Here is a 16,032-nt window from a genome sequence, read left to right on the forward strand (position 1 = left end):
TCACATGCCTTCGATTGGAATCGTCTCGCCGCAGACCATGCACTTTGCGGAACCCCTTCAGCTACAGAGCGGAGCGTCCCTGCGCGACTACATGCTGATGTACGAGACCTATGGCACGCTGAATGCGGACAAGTCCAATGCGGTATTGGTGTGCCACGCGCTGAATGCTTCGCACCACGTGGCCGGCTACTACGCGGATAACCCGAAGAACGTCGGCTGGTGGGACAATATGGTCGGTCCGGGCAAGCCCCTCGATACCGACAAATTCTTCGTCATCGGCGTCAACAACCTCGGTTCCTGCTTCGGCTCGACCGGACCGATGCACGTCAATCCTGAAACCGGCAAGCCATACGGCGCCGCCTTCCCGGTGGTGACGGTGGAAGACTGGGTCGCCGCGCAGGCGCGCCTGGCCGACCAGCTGGGCATCCAGCAGTTCGCCGCCGTGATGGGCGGTTCCCTTGGCGGCATGCAGGCCCTGGCCTGGTCCATCATGTACCCTGAGCGCCTGCGCCACTGCCTGGTGATCGCTTCCACGCCAAAGCTGTCGGCGCAAAACATTGCCTTCAACGACGTGGCGCGCCAGGCCATCCTGTCCGATCCGGATTACCACGGCGGCGATTTCTACGAACACAGCGTAGTACCCAAGAACGGCTTGAAAGTGGCGCGCATGATCGGCCACATCACCTATCTGTCGGACGACGACATGGCCGAGAAATTCGGCCGCAAGCTGCGCGACATCGCGGCCAGCGGCGGCGACTACAAGTTCGGCTTCGGCATCGACTTCGAGATCGAATCCTACTTGCGCTACCAGGGCGACAAGTTCGCCGAGTACTTCGATGCCAATACCTACCTGCTGATCACCAAGGCGCTCGACTACTTCGACCCGGCGCGCAAGTTCGACGGCGACCTGACCAGGACATTGGCGGGCACCAGAGCCAAGTTTTTCCTCGCCTCCTTCACCACGGACTGGCGTTTCTCGCCGGAGCGCAGCCGCGAGATCGTGCAGGCCTTGCTCGCCAACCGCCGCGAGGTGACCTACGCCGAAATCGATGCGCCGCACGGCCACGACGCCTTCCTGCTCGAAGATTCGCGCTACATGAACATGGTGCGCGCCTACTACGAGCAAGTGTGGAAAGAAACGAACAAGGAACAAGCAGCATGACTTTCGATGACCTGAGCAGCGCCCGTCCAGACCTGGCCTTCATTGCGCACTGGGTGCGCGAAGGCGCCCACGTGCTCGACGTGGGCTGCGGCGACGGCGTGATGATGGATTACCTGCAGACCGACAAGCGCTGCACCGGCTACGGCCTGGAGCTGGCGGACGACCAGGTGCTGGCGTCGACCCAGCGCGGCGTGCGCGTGATCCAGCAGGACTTCGAAAACGGCCTGGGCATCTTCGGCGACAACTCCTTCGATACGGTGTTGTGCCTGTCCTCGCTGCAGATGATGAAGCACGTGGAAGACCTGCTGCGCGACATCGTGCGCGTGGGCCGCGAAGCCATCGTGTCCTTCCCTAATTTCGCCTACTGGCCGCACCGCGTGGCGCTGCTGAAAGGCCGCATGCCGGTCTCCAAGTCGCTGCCGTACCAGTGGCACGACACGCCGAACGTGCGCTGCGCTACCATCTACGACTTCCAGGAGCTGGCGGAAGAAGTGGGGCTGGAAGTGATCGAATGCGTGGCGCTGGCCGAGGGCAAAACCGTCTCGGTACTGCCTAACTTGCGCGGCGACCTCGCCGTGTTCCGTCTCCGGAAAAAGCAATCCAGTTAAGCTGTGTTATCTTAAAGCCATGAAGAAGTTCAAGTTCACTCTTATCGCGCTGGCGCTGGCCGCCAGCGCCGCCTCGTCCGCGCAGGCGCCTGCGCCGATGAACCCCAAAGCTGACGGCATTCCCGTCACCAAGCTTTCGCGCCTGCGCGTCTTCGCTGATGAGCAGGAAATGGACCAGCAGTCCAAGCTGCAGTACTCCCAACTGCTGAATGAAGCCAAGCAGAAGGAAGCGCTGGTACCGGAATCCGACCCGCAGGTGAAGCGACTGCGCGCTATTGCCGCGCGCATCGTGCCCAATGCACAGCGCTGGAATCCATCCGCCGCCAACTGGCAATGGGAAGTCAACCTGCTCAACTCCGACCAGGTCAATGCTTTCTGCATGCCGGGCGGCCGCATCGCCTTCTTCACCGGCATCCTCACTAAACTGAACCTGACCGATGACGAAGTGGCGATGGTGATGGGCCATGAAATTGCCCACGCGCTGCGCGAGCACGCCCGCAAGCGTGCCGTGCAATCGACCGCCGTGTCGCTGGCCAGCAAGCTGGGTGGTGCGGTGCTGTCGTCCTACCTCGGCATCGACCCGCGCATCACCGACGCCGGCGCCAATGTGGCCGGCCAGCTGACCGTGATGAAGTTCTCGCGCGGGGATGAAACGGAGTCCGACCTGGTAGGCATCGACCTGGCCGCCCGCGCCGGTTTCGACCCGCGCGCAGGCATCGCGCTGTGGCAGAAAATGGGCGCCGTCAATGCGCAGCAGCCGATGGAATTCCTGTCTACCCACCCAAGCGGCAATTCGCGCATCCAGGATATGCAGAAGCAGATGCCGCTGGTGCTGCCGGTCTACGCCCGCGTGCGCGGCCTGGACGTGAACAAGCTGCCGCCTTACCAGACTTCCCCGCTGCCGAAGTCCTGAGATGTCCCGCCCGAAGCAAGCCTCGGGCGCGCCGCCATTGCCGATGCGCGATGGCGTCACGCCCAGCTACCTGTGGCTGCCGGAGGGCGACTGGCCGGACATGATCACCTTCATGTCCGCCAACTATCCCGCCGTGACCGATGCCCAGTGGCGTGAGCGCATGGCGCGCGGCGACGTGGTGGATGGCAAGGGCGTGCCTGTGCAGCCGTCATCGCGCTATGTGCGCGGAGCGCGTATCTGGTACTACCGCGAGCTGGATTACGAATTCCCGATTCCGTTTGAAGAGGAAGTGCTGCACCAGGACGAGCATATCGTGGTGGTCGACAAGCCGCACTTCCTGCCGACGATCCCGTCCGGCCGTTTCGTCAAAGAGACGCTGCTGGTGCGCGTGCGCCGCAAGCTGGGCATCGAAGACCTGGTGCCGATCCATCGGCTCGACCGCGAAACGGCGGGGCTGGTGATCTTCTCCTGCAATGCGCGCAGCCGCGGCGATTACCAGTCGCTGTTCCAGAAGCGGCTGGTGCAAAAGGAATATGAAGCGCTGGCAGGGCCGTTGGCGGGCCGCGAATTCCCTTTCGTCTACCGCAGCCGCATGGTGGAGGGCGACAAGTTCTTCACCATGAGGGAAGAAGCGGGCGAGCCGAATTCGGAAACCATGATCGACGTAATCGAACAGCGCGGCGAGCATGTGCTGTACCGCCTCTGGCCGCACACCGGCCGCCAGCACCAGTTGCGTGTGCACCTTTCTTCGCTGGGGATCCCGATCGTGAACGACGTCTTCTATCCCGTCGCACTGCCGTGCAAGCAGGACGACGTGTCTTCGCCACTGAAGCTGCTGGCCAAGGCGATCGGTTTCCCCGATCCCCTGACAGGCGAGTGGCGTTACTTCGAGAGCAAACGCACTCTTTGAGCCAACTCCTTGCCTTCCTGCGACAGGAAGGGCGCCAGCTTCGCGTAGCTGATCTCAATGGTCTCGTTACAGTCGCGATGGAAATGCGGGTAATCGAGGTCGAAACTCAGGCCTGTTGCGCTTGGGCGCGATGGAATGATGGACGGCTCCAGCCTGTCGCAGACGCTGGCATTCTTCATGATCAGCTTGCGCAGAGGTTCTTCAATCTCGCCGCTTTCGGCCAGCCAACTTGAAGGTTCGACCGTCTCGCCAGTGGCCAGGTCGAAGATCAGCGTGGAGTGGGACGAAGTGGTATGCGGGCCGCCGCAATAGACGTCGGGCGCATCGACGTTCACGAGCAGGTAGTTGGCCAGCACTTTGCCGGCAGTCAGGTTGTCCTGCCAGCCGCCGCCACCATTGCGTTCGCAGAAATTGGCCTGGGTGATGCGCTCTTCCTCCCAGCGTGCGACGTAGTCGTTAATCTTGCGCAGCGGCTCACTGCTGCCGACCAGATTAAAGCTCTCGCCAAGCGGGGAGTGGGAGATGCGCAGCGCCAATTTGCCGATTTTCCCATTGCTGTAGCGCGGCTTGTTGGCAGCAGCGATCGGTGCGTAGAAATCCGGACTGCAATCGCCGCCTGCCAGTGCGGAAAGGCGCGACAACTGTATCGGCATGCCTTTGTCATTGCCTGCGCCTATCCATTCGCCGGTCAATTGCGTGGCCGTGACGCTGGTAATTTTCCATTTGCCAGTGGCCTTGCCCTGTACCTCTTCATTCCAGGAATCGGCCTCTCCTTCCGCCTTTTCAAGCGGAATGCCGTGCAGGTGCTTCAGGTAGAAGTAATGCGAATCAGAATCGGTAAAGCAGGCGTTGATTCCACTGTTGCCGATTTTCCCGGTCCAGGCGCCATGGATCGGCAGGGCATCGCCTGCGTGGGCCGCACTGGCCGCCAGCAGTGCGAGGGCTGCAAATTGTTTCATTCAGTCCTTAGCCGAACATGTAGCGAACCAGCAGGCCGATAGGGAACCACATGCCGAACTGGATTGCGAGGGCGATGAACAAGGCCTGGTTCGATGGGCGCAGGCCGCCTGCGGCACCTTCCGAAATCGTGCGCGTCATCGCTGCATGGGCGACTTCGCGCAGCGTCATGCCGGTGGTGGCCACTTCGGTAATGGTTTCGGCCAGGGGGATGCGCGAAGTCAGGCTGGCCAGCAGCCATGGCAGCGGTTTGGGCAGGCCGGATTGCAGGTTCAGGAAGCCGCGCCAGCCGCTCAGGAATTTTTCAGAGAGTGGGCGGCCCGGTTCGTAATTTACGCTGCGCAGGAAGCTCTCCAGGATTCCTGCACCCAAGCGGGCGAGCAGGCCCGACTGGCTTTCCACGACGCGCGCCAGGATGCCCTGCAAGCCAAGCTTATACGCCATCATGCCGGTCATGCCGACCGCGATCATGAAGGGCGCTGCGACGAATGCAGCGTAGATCATTGCCGAGCCATGGCTGCTACCGAGTTCGCTGCGGAACAACAGCGTGACCCCCAGTGCGTTGACGATCACCGCAGCAAGCACGGCCAGCACGGTGCGCACGATGCCGGCACCGGCGCCACGGGTGACATCGCCCGCCAGCTGCTTGGCGAGGGCGATCTTGTCGATACTGCTGTTTTCTTCGTTTGACGGTGTCAGGACTTGATTCATGGCCAGCGCAATAGTTGTTTAAAGTTTGGCATTTTAAACAACTAGGGCGGGAATCGGCGCTTTTATTGGATTCAGTGCGCCGGTGCGGATTTTGGACTGTAGCTCGAGCCGGGAGGAGCCCAGAACAGCGGGCCTTTCGGGGAGATTTGCAGGTTGTCGCTCAGACCCTGCTTTTTCAGCTCCCGGCGCAAGCCTTCCACGCCGTCATCGCTCTCGATGATGAAGGCTTCGTCGATCACGTCGCCGTAGTGGCGGTTGGTGGTTTCGATCGCCAGTTCGACCAGGTCGCCGTCGGCTTCAATGCTCCACAGGTGCACGTCTTCGTCTTCGGCGAAAGTCTTGAAGCGCCAGGTGCCTTTGTCCGTCTGCACGAACTGGATCGTGTCGAATTGCTCGTCGGTGGCTTCGGTTTCTTCGTCGTTGATAAAGCTGCTCTTGATGGTCAGCAGGAACAGGACTAATACGCTTTTCATGGGGTCGCCGTTTTGTGCAGGTAATACGCCATTGTAAGGGAGAGGCTCGCGTACGCGCATTTACTAGCGCCTGCCGGACCTGTCAACCCCATATTCCTGCTAGTTATCGGCGAAGCGCCATCTCCATAAACTTCATTCCGTCGACACACACAACGTAGCGACAGCAGCAAACCAAACCACTATTAACTTTATGGAGAAATAAAATGACCCGTATCCTGAACCTGCAAGCCATGACCTCCTATCGCCCAATCGACGAAGACGGCGGCAGCACCTCCAGCGGCAACGGCTGCGCATGCTCGACCGCCAGCGCTGCCCTGTGCTTCATGGGCGACGAAGTGGTTGCCATCTAAGGCAAGCGTCGACCACCGGCAGGCAGTGGCGCGGACGTCGCGCCGCTGTCTGCGCCATACAGGAGAGAACCATGTCCCGCATCCTCAACCTCCAGGGCTTGTCGATCAAAACAGGTCTCGACGAAGACTCCAGCAGCACCAGCAGCAATCAGTGCTGCGCCTGCTCGACCCCGAGCGAATGCGCCTGCTTCATGGGCGAAGAATTCATCGCACTCTGAGCAATCCCGGCAAGGCGGCGCGAGGCCGCCGATAGCATTTTCCTCTTCCCAATCATCTTCAGCTTGGTAGGCACAACATGTCAGAATTCGTAATCAAGGACAAATTCATTTATTCGCTGGCGGACAAGAGATACTATGAAACGCTGACACGCTACCAGGCGCAGCACGACGACTTCTGCCTTGGCCTGAAGCGCCGCCTGCCGCAGGACTGGGTCATGCAGCGTCACGAGCTGTGGATGCACTGCATGCCGCCGCAATACCAGTACCCCGACCAGGGCTGGAAAATCCACCTGTCGGCCACTCCCGCGCACGCACCGGCGATCCTGAATACTGCCGCCGCCATCCTGGTCCAGGAGAATGTGCCGTTCAAGTTCGTCGCCGACAAAATGCTGCTGAGCCTGTCGCTTGGCAAGCGCTGGTCGCGCGGCGCGGCAGGCAAGTTCATGGCCATCTATCCCAAGGACGCCGAGCAATGCGAGCGCCTGCTCGAAGCGCTGCACCAGGCTACCATCGGCTTCCACGGCCCCTACATACTGTCCGATCGCCGCTACAAGGACAGCAAGGTGGTGTACTACCGCTACGGCGGCCTGCGCAGCACGCGCCGCATCGGCACCGACGGCAGCAAGACCCACGTCATCCTCGACCAGGACGGCAACTATGTGCGCGATGAGCGCACGCCATTCTTCAACCTGCCGGCAGGCGTGGTCGATCCGTTCCAGCAGGACCAGCACATGCAGGACGGCGGCGAAGAAGGTACGCTGAAGAAGGGCCGCTACAAGATCGACTCCGTGCTGGCCTACAGCAATTCCGGCGGCGTTTACCTGGCCACCGACCGCGTCGACGGGCAGCGCGTGGTGATCAAGGAAGCACGCCCCTTCACCAATGTCTCGACGCGCGGCCTGGACGCGGTGCAGTTGCTGAAAAAAGAGCACCGCATCCTGAGCTGCCTGAACGGGCTCGATATCGCGCCGCAGACGGTGGACTTCTTCTTCGACTGGGAGCACGCCTACCTGGTTGAAACCTATCTCGACGGCGCGCGCGACTTCCGCAGCTATATGGGCGCGGTGTCGCTCAGCCTGCGCACGCGGCCGGAGCCGGACGCCGGCCAGAAATTCTTCACGCGCTTTTGCGAAGTATTCCGCCAGCTGACGGCCATCGTGCAGGAACTGCATCGTCGCCACATCGTATTCGGCGACCTGTCGATGGCCAATGTGATGATCAGCGCACAGCCGGACAGCGACGCCATCAAGGTGCGCCTGATCGACTTCGAAGGGGCGCACGAAGCCCAGGTCGACCTGGCCGCCCACTTGTTCACGCCCGGCTTCTCGCCGGACGAATTCGGCTCGCGCGGCGTCACCTCGTCGGATGACGACCTGTACGCGCTGGGCGCGCTGATGATGGCCGGCCTGTTCCCCATGAATATGCTGTTGACCCTGGACCGCAGCGCCCATAAGCGCTTCCTCGACGCCATGAGCGCCGACTTCGGCTTGCCCGCGCGCCTGCGCCAGGTGATCGAGGGCTTGATGTCGCCGCGCGACCAGCGGCCGGCGCTGGCGGAAGTGGCGCAGGCGCTGGCCGAGCCGTACAGCCTGCCGGCGCCGGTGATCCGCAGCGATGCCTTCAGCACGGCAGGCGCGCACGCCATGCTCGAGCAGATGATGCGCTATATCGATTCCACCGCCGACTTCGAGCGCTATGACCGCCTGTTCCCGGCCGATCCGGAAGTGTTTTCCTCCAACCCGCTCAGCCTGGCGCATGGCGCCTGCGGCATCGCCCTGGTGCAGCACCGCGTGCGCGGCAGGGTGGACAGCGCGGTCCTGGACTGGATCAAGCGCATTCCGCTCAAGCGCGACGCTTACTCGCCCGGCCTGTACAGCGGCCTGAGCGGCATTGCCTGGTTCTGGCTGGAACTGGGCGAGGAAGAGCGGGCGCGCGCCACCCTGGCGCTGGCTGAACAGCATCCTTACCTCAAGCAAAGTGCCGACGTCTACCATGGCGCCGCCGGCTGGGGCATGACGCAGCTGCGTTTCTTCGAACACTTCCGCGAGCCGCAGTACCTGGCGGCAGCGGTGAGCGCCGGCGAATACCTGCTGCAAAGCCGCGAGGCCATGGCAGAAGGGCAGTGCGCCTGGCGCACCCCGCTTGGCCTGTCCGCCAGCTATGCGCACGGGGCGGCCGGCATCAGCGCCTTCCTGCTGTACCTGCATCTGGCCACCGGGCGCGCCGACTTCCTGCTGGCGGGCGAGGAAGGGCTGGCCTGGGTCATCGCCGGCGGCGTCGGCAATGAAGATGGCGGCCTGAGCTGGTTGGCGCGCGACACCACGCCCTCGCTGACGCCGTACTGGCGCTGGGGCAGTTCGGGCATTGCCCGCACCTTGCTGCGCTACTGGCACGTCACCGGCAAGGAAGAGTATGCCGCCATCATCGACCGCGCCATTATCGATGCCGACCGCAAGTATGCGATCTACCCGGGCTACTTCTTCGGCCTGGCCGGCATTGCCGAGCTGTTCCTGGACCTGACGCGCTTCGAACGCTGGCGCGAGCAGGCCGAAAGCAGCGTGGCGCGCCTGTTCTCGGGCGTCATGCTGTACGCCCTGGAAGAAGAGGCTGGCACAGCCTTCCCCGGCGAATCGCTGGGCCGCATCAGCTGCGATTTCGGCACCGGCAGCGCCGGCACCGCGCTGGTCCTGCACCGTCACCTGACGCGCTGCGGCCCATCGCTGATGGTGGACAGCCTGCTGCCCGGCTGGCCTGCAGAAGACCGTTAATCCCTCAACCGCAGGCCGCTGGACGGCCTGCCAGCTTTTCGGAAGACAATCATGGATATCAAGACTGAGCAAGCGCCCGGCGTGATGGCGACCCTGAAACAGATGCTGCCCTTTGGCCGGCGCTTTGCCGGGCGCATTATGCTGAGCCTGCTACTCATCCTGCTGGCGGGCGCCATCCAGCTCACGCTGCCGCTTGGCATCCGGCACCTGTTCGACCAGCTGGTGACCACGCAAGACCGCTCCGGCCTGCACGTGCTGTCGATCTTGCTGGTCGGGGTGTTCGTGCTGCGTGCCGGCCTGGCGTTCTGGGGCCAGTACCTGTTGCAGCTGACGGGCGACAAGATCACCAACGACATCCGGGTTGCCCTGCTGCGGCATTACCAGCGGCTGCCGATCGCTTACCACCACCGCAACCGGATCGGCGAATTCATCTCGCGCCTGTACAGCGACGCCCCGGAAATCCGCAACGTGGTCACCAACCTGACCGTCAACGGCACCATCAACCTGGCCCAGCTGGTGGGCGCCAGCGTGGTGATGCTGTACATGAACTGGCGGCTCGGACTGGTGGTGCTGGCGCTGTGCCCGGCCACCACGGTGGTGGCCAACCTGTACGGCCCGTATTTCCGTCAGGTCTCGGCGCAGATCAAGGCATCGTTGTCGGGCGCAGTGGCGTATGCCCAGGAAACCGTGGCAGGCACGCATGTGGTGCGCATCTTCGGCGCCGACGGACGCGACGTGGCGCGCTTTGCCGACCAGATGGACGGCCACCTGGAGATGGCCGGCAAGGGCCGGCGCGCCGATGCCAGCTATATGGCGATCGTGACCCTGCTGACCGTGGTCTCGACCATCGTCCTGTTCTGGTATGGCGCCACCGAGGTGCTGGCCAGCCGCATGACGGTTGGTTCGCTGGTGGCCTTCTTCCTGTATTCGCAGGGCGTCAACCAGAGCATTACCGTGCTGGCGCAGCAGTATTCCACGATCAACCAGTCGCTGGGCGCCTCGGCCAGGGTGTTCGAACTGCTGGCCGAGCCGGCCGAAACGGAAGACCCTTGGCAGGGCCAGCAGTTTACCGCGCGCCGCGCCACCATCGAGTTCAAGGACGTGAGTTTCCGCTACCACGATTCGGTGCCGGTGCTGGAGAAGGTGAGCTTCCGCGCCCTGCCGGGACAGACGGTGGCGCTGCATGGCCGCAGCGGCATCGGCAAATCGTCGCTGCTGGGCCTGCTGCCGCGCTTTTATGCGCCAACCTCCGGCACCATCTGCATCAACGGCATCGACATCACGCAATATTCGCTGGCGTCGCTGCGCTCGGCCATTTCGATGGTGTCGCAGGACGTGTTCCTGTTCTCCAGTTCGGTACGCGAAAACATCCGCTATGGCCGGCCGGATGCCACCGATGCCGAGGTGGAGCAGGCGGCGCGCGACGCCAACGCACACGACTTCATCCGCGGCCTGAAGGATGGCTATGACACGGCAGTCGGCGAGCGCGGCGTGCAGCTCAGCGGCGGCCAGCGGCAGCGCATTGCCATCGCCCGTGCGCTGCTGCGCGATGCGCCGATCCTGATCCTGGACGAGGCCACCTCCGCTGTCGATGGCGAGACCGATGCCCTGATCCATGCGGCGCTGGAGCGCCTGACGGCCAACCGCACCACGCTGGTGGTGGCGCACCGCATGAGCACCGTCGAGCGCGCCGACGCCGTGGTGCACCTGGAAGCCGCGGCCGGCATGCAGTTCAGCCGTGAAGCCGCCTGACCCTGAAAGGACGCCATGAAGCTGATCGCCATCCTCACCCTTGCTGCCGGCCTGCAGGCGCCGGCCGGCGCCGCGCCGGGCGTGCAGCCGGGCGCCTCGATCGAGGGCATTACCGAATACCGCCTGGAGAATGGCTTGCGGGTGCTGCTGGCGCCGGATCCGTCGCGGCCGACCGTGACCACCAATATCGTCTACCAGGTAGGTTCGCGCCATGAAAACTACGGCGAAACCGGCATGGCCCATCTGCTGGAACACTTGCTGTTCCGGCCTTCGCAGAAGTTCAGCGGCAAGGACGGCGTGCCGACGCCTCTGCAACTGCTGAACGGCATGGGCGCCCGCTTCAATGGCAGCACCTGGTACGACCGCACCAGCTACCACGCCACGTTTCCCGCCGGCGGCAGCAACCTGGCGCGCATGCTGGAACTGGAAGCGGACCGCATGAGCGGTGCCGCCATCGCCCGCGACGACCTGTGGAACCCGCACACCGGCAAGGGGGAAATGACGGTGGTACGCAACGAATTCGAACTGGCCGAGAGCGACCCGTTGCGGGTTACCGGCGAACGGGTGCGGGCCGTGGCCTACGACTGGCATAACTATGGCAAGGCGGCAATCGGCGCCCGCTCCGATATCGAACAGGTCGACATCGAGCGCCTGCGCGCCTTCTACCAGCGCTACTACCAACCGGACAATGCGGTGCTGGTGGTGGCCGGGCAGTTCGAGGAAAAGGCCGCGTTGCAGCAGGTGCGGGCGGCGTTTGGCGCGATCCCGCGCCCGGCCCGCACCCTGCCTGCCACTTATACGGTGGAACCGGCCCAGGACGGCGAGCGCAGCGTGACAGTGCGGCGCAGCGGCGGCGTGCAGCTGGTCAGCGCCGGCTACCACATCGCGCCGGCCGGCCACGGCGACGGGGCTGCGCTGGAAGTCTTGCTGCGCATCCTGGCCGACGCGCCGGGCGGCCGCCTGCACCAGGCACTGGTGGCCGGCGGCCTGGCCACCAGGCTGCAGCTGGTGGACAGCACGACGCGCGAGCCCGGCTTCCTGCAGCTCGGGGCGGTGGTGGCCAAGGATGCCGCCCTCGAGCCGGCCCAGGAGGCGCTGCTGCGCGTGCTGGAAGGCATGCGCGAGCGGCCCGTGACGGCAGCCGAGGTGGCGCGCGCGCGCCAGCAATTGCTGAAAGGTTTCGAGCAGACATCGGCCGACAGTGCGCGCCTGTCGCTGGCCTTGACCGATGCCTTGGCAGCCGGCGACTGGCGCCTGTTCTTCCTGCAGCGCGACCGCATCGCCAGGGTCGATGCCGCTGCGGTGCAGGCGGTGGCAGAGAAATACTTCAGGCCCAGCAACCGGACGCTGGGCCGCTTCATTCCCACCGAACAGCCGGAGCGGGTCCAAGTGCCTGCCAGTGCCGCGCTGGAAGCGGCGCTCGAGCACTACCACGGGCGCGCTGCCGTGCGCCAGGGGGAAGCGTTCGAGGCCAGCCCGGCTGCCATCGAAGCCCGGGTGGAGCGGCTGGCGCTGGCGAACGGCATGCAGGTGGCGCTGTTGGCCAAAGCCAGCAAGGGCGGCACGGTGCACCTCGCGCTGAAGCTGCGCCTGGGCAGCGAAGCCAGCCTGCATGGCAAGAGCGAGGTCGGACCGTTCGCGGCTGCCTTGCTGGCCATGGGCACCCAGTCGACTTCGCGCCAGCAGTTGCGCGACGCGCTGGATGCCTTGCAGGCGACCGTGAGCTTCCAGGGCGGCGCCGACAGCGCCAGCGTGTCCGTGCAGACCGTGCGCGAGCACCTGCCGGCCGTATTGGCGCTGGTGGCCGAGCAGTTGCAGCGGCCGGCCTACCCCGAGCAGGAATTCCTGCAGTACCAGCGCGAACGCGTGGCGCGTACCGAGCAGGCCGCAAGCGAACCGCAAGCCCTGGCAGCCAATGCCTTCCAGCGCCTGCTCAATCCCTTCCCGCCGGGCCACCCGCTGCACACGCCGGCCCTGCCGGACAGCGCGGCGGCGCAGAAGGCCGTCACGCTGGAGCAGGTGCGCGCGTTCCACCGCCAGTTGTACGGCGCGCAGGATGCGACGCTGGCGGCAGTGGGCGACTTTGATGCGGCGCAGCTGAAGGAGCAGCTGGCGGCGCTGTTCGGCAACTGGCGCTCGGCCCAGCCTTACGCCAGGATGGCGCGCGCCTACCAGGCGGCGCCCGGTGCGCGGCGCCAGATCGACACGCCGGACAAGGCCAGCAGCGTAGTGATGGCGGCCTATCCCTTGGCCATGCGCGATGACGATGCGGCATTCCCGGCCATGCTGATAGCCAACTATATGCTGGGCGGCGGCGTCATGCGCAGCCGCCTGGCCGACCGCCTGCGCCACGCGGAGGGCCTGTCCTACACGGTCGGGTCGCAGCTGCTGGTGCCGGCGCGCGACGGCGCCGCGCTATGGCTGGCGACGGCCAGCAGTGCGCCGCAAAACAGCGGCAAGGTGGAAGTGGCCTTGCTGGAAGAACTGGGCCGCGCGGCGCGGCAGGGCTTCACGCAGGCCGAACTGGACGCCGCCAAGCTCGCCTGGGCCCAGGCCCGCCAGGTGGCGCGCAATGCGGATGCGGGCCTGGCCGGCATGCTGTCGGAATACCTGTCGCTGGGACGCACCCTGGAATTCGACCGGGCGCTGGAAGCGCGCGTGGCCGGGCTGGCACTGGATGAAGTCAACCAGGCGGCGGCGCGGCTGCCGGCAGCGGACAGCCTGGCCGTGGTGAAGGCGGGCGACTTTCGTCCTTCAATGCTGGCGCAGCGCGCGCAGGGAAGCGGCAACGTCAACCCATAAGGCCACTGCCGTTTCGACCCCGACCTCGCGCGGCGGGGCGAAACGGCGCAGCACCAGGCCGGCCTGGCGCAGCATGCGCTCGACGGCCGTGGTGGTCACCGTCACATACTGTGCGATGCCCTGGCGCTCGCCAAAGGCGATGACCTCGCGGATCGACTGCAGCGTATGCGCGGAAAAGCCGAAGCCCGCCGCACCTTCTCCCTCCATCACGAAACGGCTGAGCTCCCAGACCTGCGGATCGTTCGGCGCCGCCTGGCCGCCCAGCAGCTCGGCAAACACATCCTTCAACATATACGGGCCATCGGTCGGCAGCAGGCGCCAGCAGCCGCACAGCAGGCCGCCTTCTTCGCGCAACAGCATGTAGTGGGGATCGATGGCGTCGAAGCCGTCGATCTCCATGCCCCCCAGCACGGAGACATCCCAGCCGCGGCGTTCGCGGAAGGCGCGGGCACGCATCTGGTGCATGGCGACCAGGGTCGATTTCGGAAAGGCACGGCGGGCGGCGATTTCGATTTGCAGCGGCATCTCTGGCTCCTTTGGTTGAAGTGACAGGACCATTTTTATGCGCGTCGCATACGGCGGGAACTAGCAGATCTGCTAGTTCCCTCGGTTCGTTGACAAAAAGCTACATTGGTGATTGAATGTTGGTATTGCTTAAATAATAATCTCTATTTTCAATTGGCAAGCTGGGTGCGGACGAAGGGGAGGCAAGGTGCTGGAACTGGACCAACTGCACACGTTGATGGAGGCGCAAAGCGATACGCAATGGGCGCAAGCCCTGGCTGAGCTTGCAGCCCAACTGGGTTTTGAATATTCCTTGTTCGGCGTGGTGCCCAACAAGGCGCAGCCGCTGGAATCGGCTTTTCTTGTGAGCAATTACCCAAGCGAATGGCGCGCCGCCTACGACAAGCTGCAGCTGCATGCGGTGGATCCGACGGTCAGCCATTGCCTTGGCAGCGGCTTGCCCATCATCTGGCAGCCGGCCAGTTTCCAGGGCGAGCGCCAGCAGCAGTTCTACGAGCAGGCGGCCAGTTATGGCTTGCGCTCAGGCGTGACCCTGCCGGTGCACGGACGCTCCGGCGAATTCGGCATGCTGAGTTTCGTCAGCGACCAGCAGCAGCGCACGGCCGGCGCCGGCCAGCTCGATACGCTGGCCAGCCTGTCCCTGATCCGCGACTACGCCCAGGAATCGGCGCGCAAGTTCACGTCGGCCAAGGGCGCGCCGGCGCCGGCGGTCAAGCTGACGGCGCGCGAGCTCGAATGCCTGAAGTGGGTGGCGGCCGGCAAGTCATCGTGGGAAGTGTCACGCATCCTGGGCCGCTCGGAAGCCACCGTCAACTTCCACCTTGCGAACATCATGCGCAAGTTCGATGTCAGCACGCGCCAGCAGGCCATTGTCAAATCCATCGCGGCCGGCCTGGTCACGCCCGAATAAGGCGGCGCGGCGGCGCGCGGCTGCCAGGTCGATTTCGCTGATGTGCATGTCCAGGTAGAGCGACAGCAGGATCGCCAGCGGGGCTGGCACCCAACTGCCTTGTTCGATGCGGCTGCCTTGCGACTGGGTGACGCCGAACTGGGCCCAGAACTCGCCTTGGGTTTCGCGCCGGGATAAACGCAGCCAGCGCAATTGCTCACTGACGGCGCGCCTTGCCAGCCGCGCGGGAATTCGGCTCATAGGGGTGATGTTCCTGAAGGGATCGGGGTTCAAGCTTAGCACCGGCGGCCGCGCCGTCGAGCTAGCAGATCTGCTAGTTCCCGCCGTATGCATGGTGCATAAAAATGAAGGCTCTTCGATCCCACCACAAGGAGCCATCATGCAGCTGAACATCGAAATCGCGGAACGCAACGCCTTCCTGCAGTCGGACCTGTTTGCCATGCACCGCCTGCGCGCCAAGGTATTCAGCGAGCGCATGGGCTGGAAGGTGCCGGTCCTGAGCGGCATGGAAATCGACGGCTACGATGCGATGGACCCTTACTACATGATGATGCGCGAGGAGGGCGGCATGCTGCGCGGCTGCTGGCGCCTGCTGCCGACCACAGGTCCGTATATGCTGAAGGACACCTTCCCGGAGTTCCTGCATGGCCAGCCGGCGCCGGAAGACCCGCAGGTCTGGGAGCTGAGCCGCTTCGCGGTCGAGGCCGACGGCGTATCGAGCTTCGGATTTTCCGCCATGACCATGCAGTCGATCGCCGAGATCATCCGCTACGGCCACCGGCACGGCGTGTCCCAGTATGTCACCGTGACGGCCACGGCGATCGAGCGCATGCTGCGCCGCGCCGGCCTGGTCACCCGCCGCCTTGGCGCTCCCCTCACCATGGGGCGCGAGAGCGCGGTCGCCATCTACGTCGACATCGAAGCGTCGATGGAATCGCTTGGCCTGGCGCGCACCACCTTGCTGAACTAGCAG

The 16,032-nt window shown here is 64.3% G+C and carries 15 protein-coding genes and 1 pseudogene; 11 read left to right on the top strand and 5 right to left on the bottom strand.

Annotation, left to right across the window (positions count from 1 at the left end):
• Positions 1 to 37 precede the first annotated feature (37 nt).
• From metX to ACN9MW_RS06035, 4 genes are read left to right on the top strand one after another with little or no spacing between them, the layout of a single operon-like run.
• Positions 38 to 1,162 (top strand): homoserine O-succinyltransferase MetX, encoded by a 1,125-nt coding sequence (gene metX, locus ACN9MW_RS06020; protein ID WP_426172122.1) that lies wholly within the window; start codon positions 38 to 40, stop codon positions 1,160 to 1,162.
• Positions 1,159 to 1,770, top strand: coding sequence for a methionine biosynthesis protein MetW (gene metW / locus ACN9MW_RS06025; RefSeq protein ID WP_426168599.1), 612 nt, complete (start codon positions 1,159 to 1,161; stop codon positions 1,768 to 1,770). Before metX ends, metW begins: the two co-directional genes overlap by 4 nt.
• 19 nt (positions 1,771 to 1,789) lie before the next feature.
• The gene (locus ACN9MW_RS06030; protein ID WP_426168601.1) at positions 1,790 to 2,683 is read left to right on the top strand and encodes a M48 family metallopeptidase; all 894 of its coding nucleotides are present in this window, start codon (positions 1,790 to 1,792) and stop codon (positions 2,681 to 2,683) included.
• A gap of 1 nt (position 2,684) precedes the next feature.
• Entirely contained in the window at positions 2,685 to 3,593 is a 909-nt protein-coding gene (locus ACN9MW_RS06035; RefSeq protein WP_426168603.1) for a pseudouridine synthase, read from the top strand.
• Here the strand turns inward: ACN9MW_RS06035 and ACN9MW_RS06040 are convergent.
• The 3 genes from ACN9MW_RS06040 to ACN9MW_RS06050 form a co-directional block, all read right to left on the bottom strand.
• On the bottom strand, positions 3,566 to 4,552 hold the full coding sequence (locus tag ACN9MW_RS06040) for a hypothetical protein (protein WP_426168606.1): 987 nt from the start codon (positions 4,550 to 4,552) through the stop codon (positions 3,566 to 3,568). The genes ACN9MW_RS06035 and ACN9MW_RS06040 overlap by 28 nt on opposite strands.
• A gap of 7 nt (positions 4,553 to 4,559) precedes the next feature.
• Positions 4,560 to 5,261 (bottom strand): hypothetical protein, encoded by a 702-nt coding sequence (locus ACN9MW_RS06045; RefSeq protein ID WP_426168609.1) that lies wholly within the window; start codon positions 5,259 to 5,261, stop codon positions 4,560 to 4,562.
• Positions 5,262 to 5,332: 71 nt separating this feature from the next.
• Positions 5,333 to 5,734, bottom strand: a complete 402-nt coding sequence (locus tag ACN9MW_RS06050) for a hypothetical protein (protein ID WP_426168611.1) — start codon at positions 5,732 to 5,734, stop codon at positions 5,333 to 5,335.
• A 203-nt stretch (positions 5,735 to 5,937) separates the two neighbouring features.
• Between ACN9MW_RS06050 and ACN9MW_RS06055 the strand changes: the two genes are divergently transcribed.
• From ACN9MW_RS06055 to ACN9MW_RS06075, 5 genes are all read left to right on the top strand, one after another.
• Positions 5,938 to 6,084, top strand: coding sequence for a hypothetical protein (locus ACN9MW_RS06055; protein ID WP_426168613.1), 147 nt, complete (start codon positions 5,938 to 5,940; stop codon positions 6,082 to 6,084).
• 71 nt (positions 6,085 to 6,155) lie between these two features.
• Entirely contained in the window at positions 6,156 to 6,302 is a 147-nt protein-coding gene (locus ACN9MW_RS06060) for a hypothetical protein (RefSeq protein ID WP_426168616.1), read from the top strand.
• A 77-nt stretch (positions 6,303 to 6,379) separates the two neighbouring features.
• The gene (lanKC, locus tag ACN9MW_RS06065; RefSeq protein ID WP_426168619.1) at positions 6,380 to 9,070 is read left to right on the top strand and encodes a class III lanthionine synthetase LanKC; all 2,691 of its coding nucleotides are present in this window, start codon (positions 6,380 to 6,382) and stop codon (positions 9,068 to 9,070) included.
• Between the two features lie 51 nt (positions 9,071 to 9,121).
• Positions 9,122 to 10,822, top strand: a complete 1,701-nt coding sequence (locus tag ACN9MW_RS06070; RefSeq protein WP_426168622.1) for an ABC transporter ATP-binding protein — start codon at positions 9,122 to 9,124, stop codon at positions 10,820 to 10,822.
• 15 nt (positions 10,823 to 10,837) lie between these two features.
• Positions 10,838 to 13,624, top strand: a complete 2,787-nt coding sequence (locus ACN9MW_RS06075; protein ID WP_426168625.1) for a M16 family metallopeptidase — start codon at positions 10,838 to 10,840, stop codon at positions 13,622 to 13,624.
• On the opposite strand, the gene ACN9MW_RS06080 is transcribed toward ACN9MW_RS06075, so the two are convergent.
• Positions 13,577 to 14,149, bottom strand: coding sequence for an acyl-homoserine-lactone synthase (locus ACN9MW_RS06080; protein ID WP_426168628.1), 573 nt, complete (start codon positions 14,147 to 14,149; stop codon positions 13,577 to 13,579). The genes ACN9MW_RS06075 and ACN9MW_RS06080 overlap by 48 nt on opposite strands.
• 187 nt (positions 14,150 to 14,336) lie before the next feature.
• Between ACN9MW_RS06080 and ACN9MW_RS06085 the strand changes: the two genes are divergently transcribed.
• The gene (locus ACN9MW_RS06085; protein ID WP_426168631.1) at positions 14,337 to 15,059 is read left to right on the top strand and encodes a helix-turn-helix transcriptional regulator; all 723 of its coding nucleotides are present in this window, start codon (positions 14,337 to 14,339) and stop codon (positions 15,057 to 15,059) included.
• Between the two features lie 114 nt (positions 15,060 to 15,173).
• Here ACN9MW_RS06085 and ACN9MW_RS06090 read toward each other — a convergent pair.
• Positions 15,174 to 15,536, bottom strand: a pseudogene (locus ACN9MW_RS06090) (hypothetical protein); the annotation flags it as partial.
• Between ACN9MW_RS06090 and ACN9MW_RS06095 the strand changes: the two are divergent.
• Positions 15,439 to 16,029 (top strand): acyl-homoserine-lactone synthase, encoded by a 591-nt coding sequence (locus ACN9MW_RS06095; protein WP_426168634.1) that lies wholly within the window; start codon positions 15,439 to 15,441, stop codon positions 16,027 to 16,029. The pseudogene ACN9MW_RS06090 and the gene ACN9MW_RS06095 sit on opposite strands and share 98 nt — an antisense overlap.
• Positions 16,030 to 16,032 lie beyond the last annotated feature (3 nt).

Source organism: Pseudoduganella sp. R-34 (assembly GCF_049904655.1).
In the GTDB taxonomy this organism is placed as follows: domain Bacteria; phylum Pseudomonadota; class Gammaproteobacteria; order Burkholderiales; family Burkholderiaceae_D; genus Rugamonas.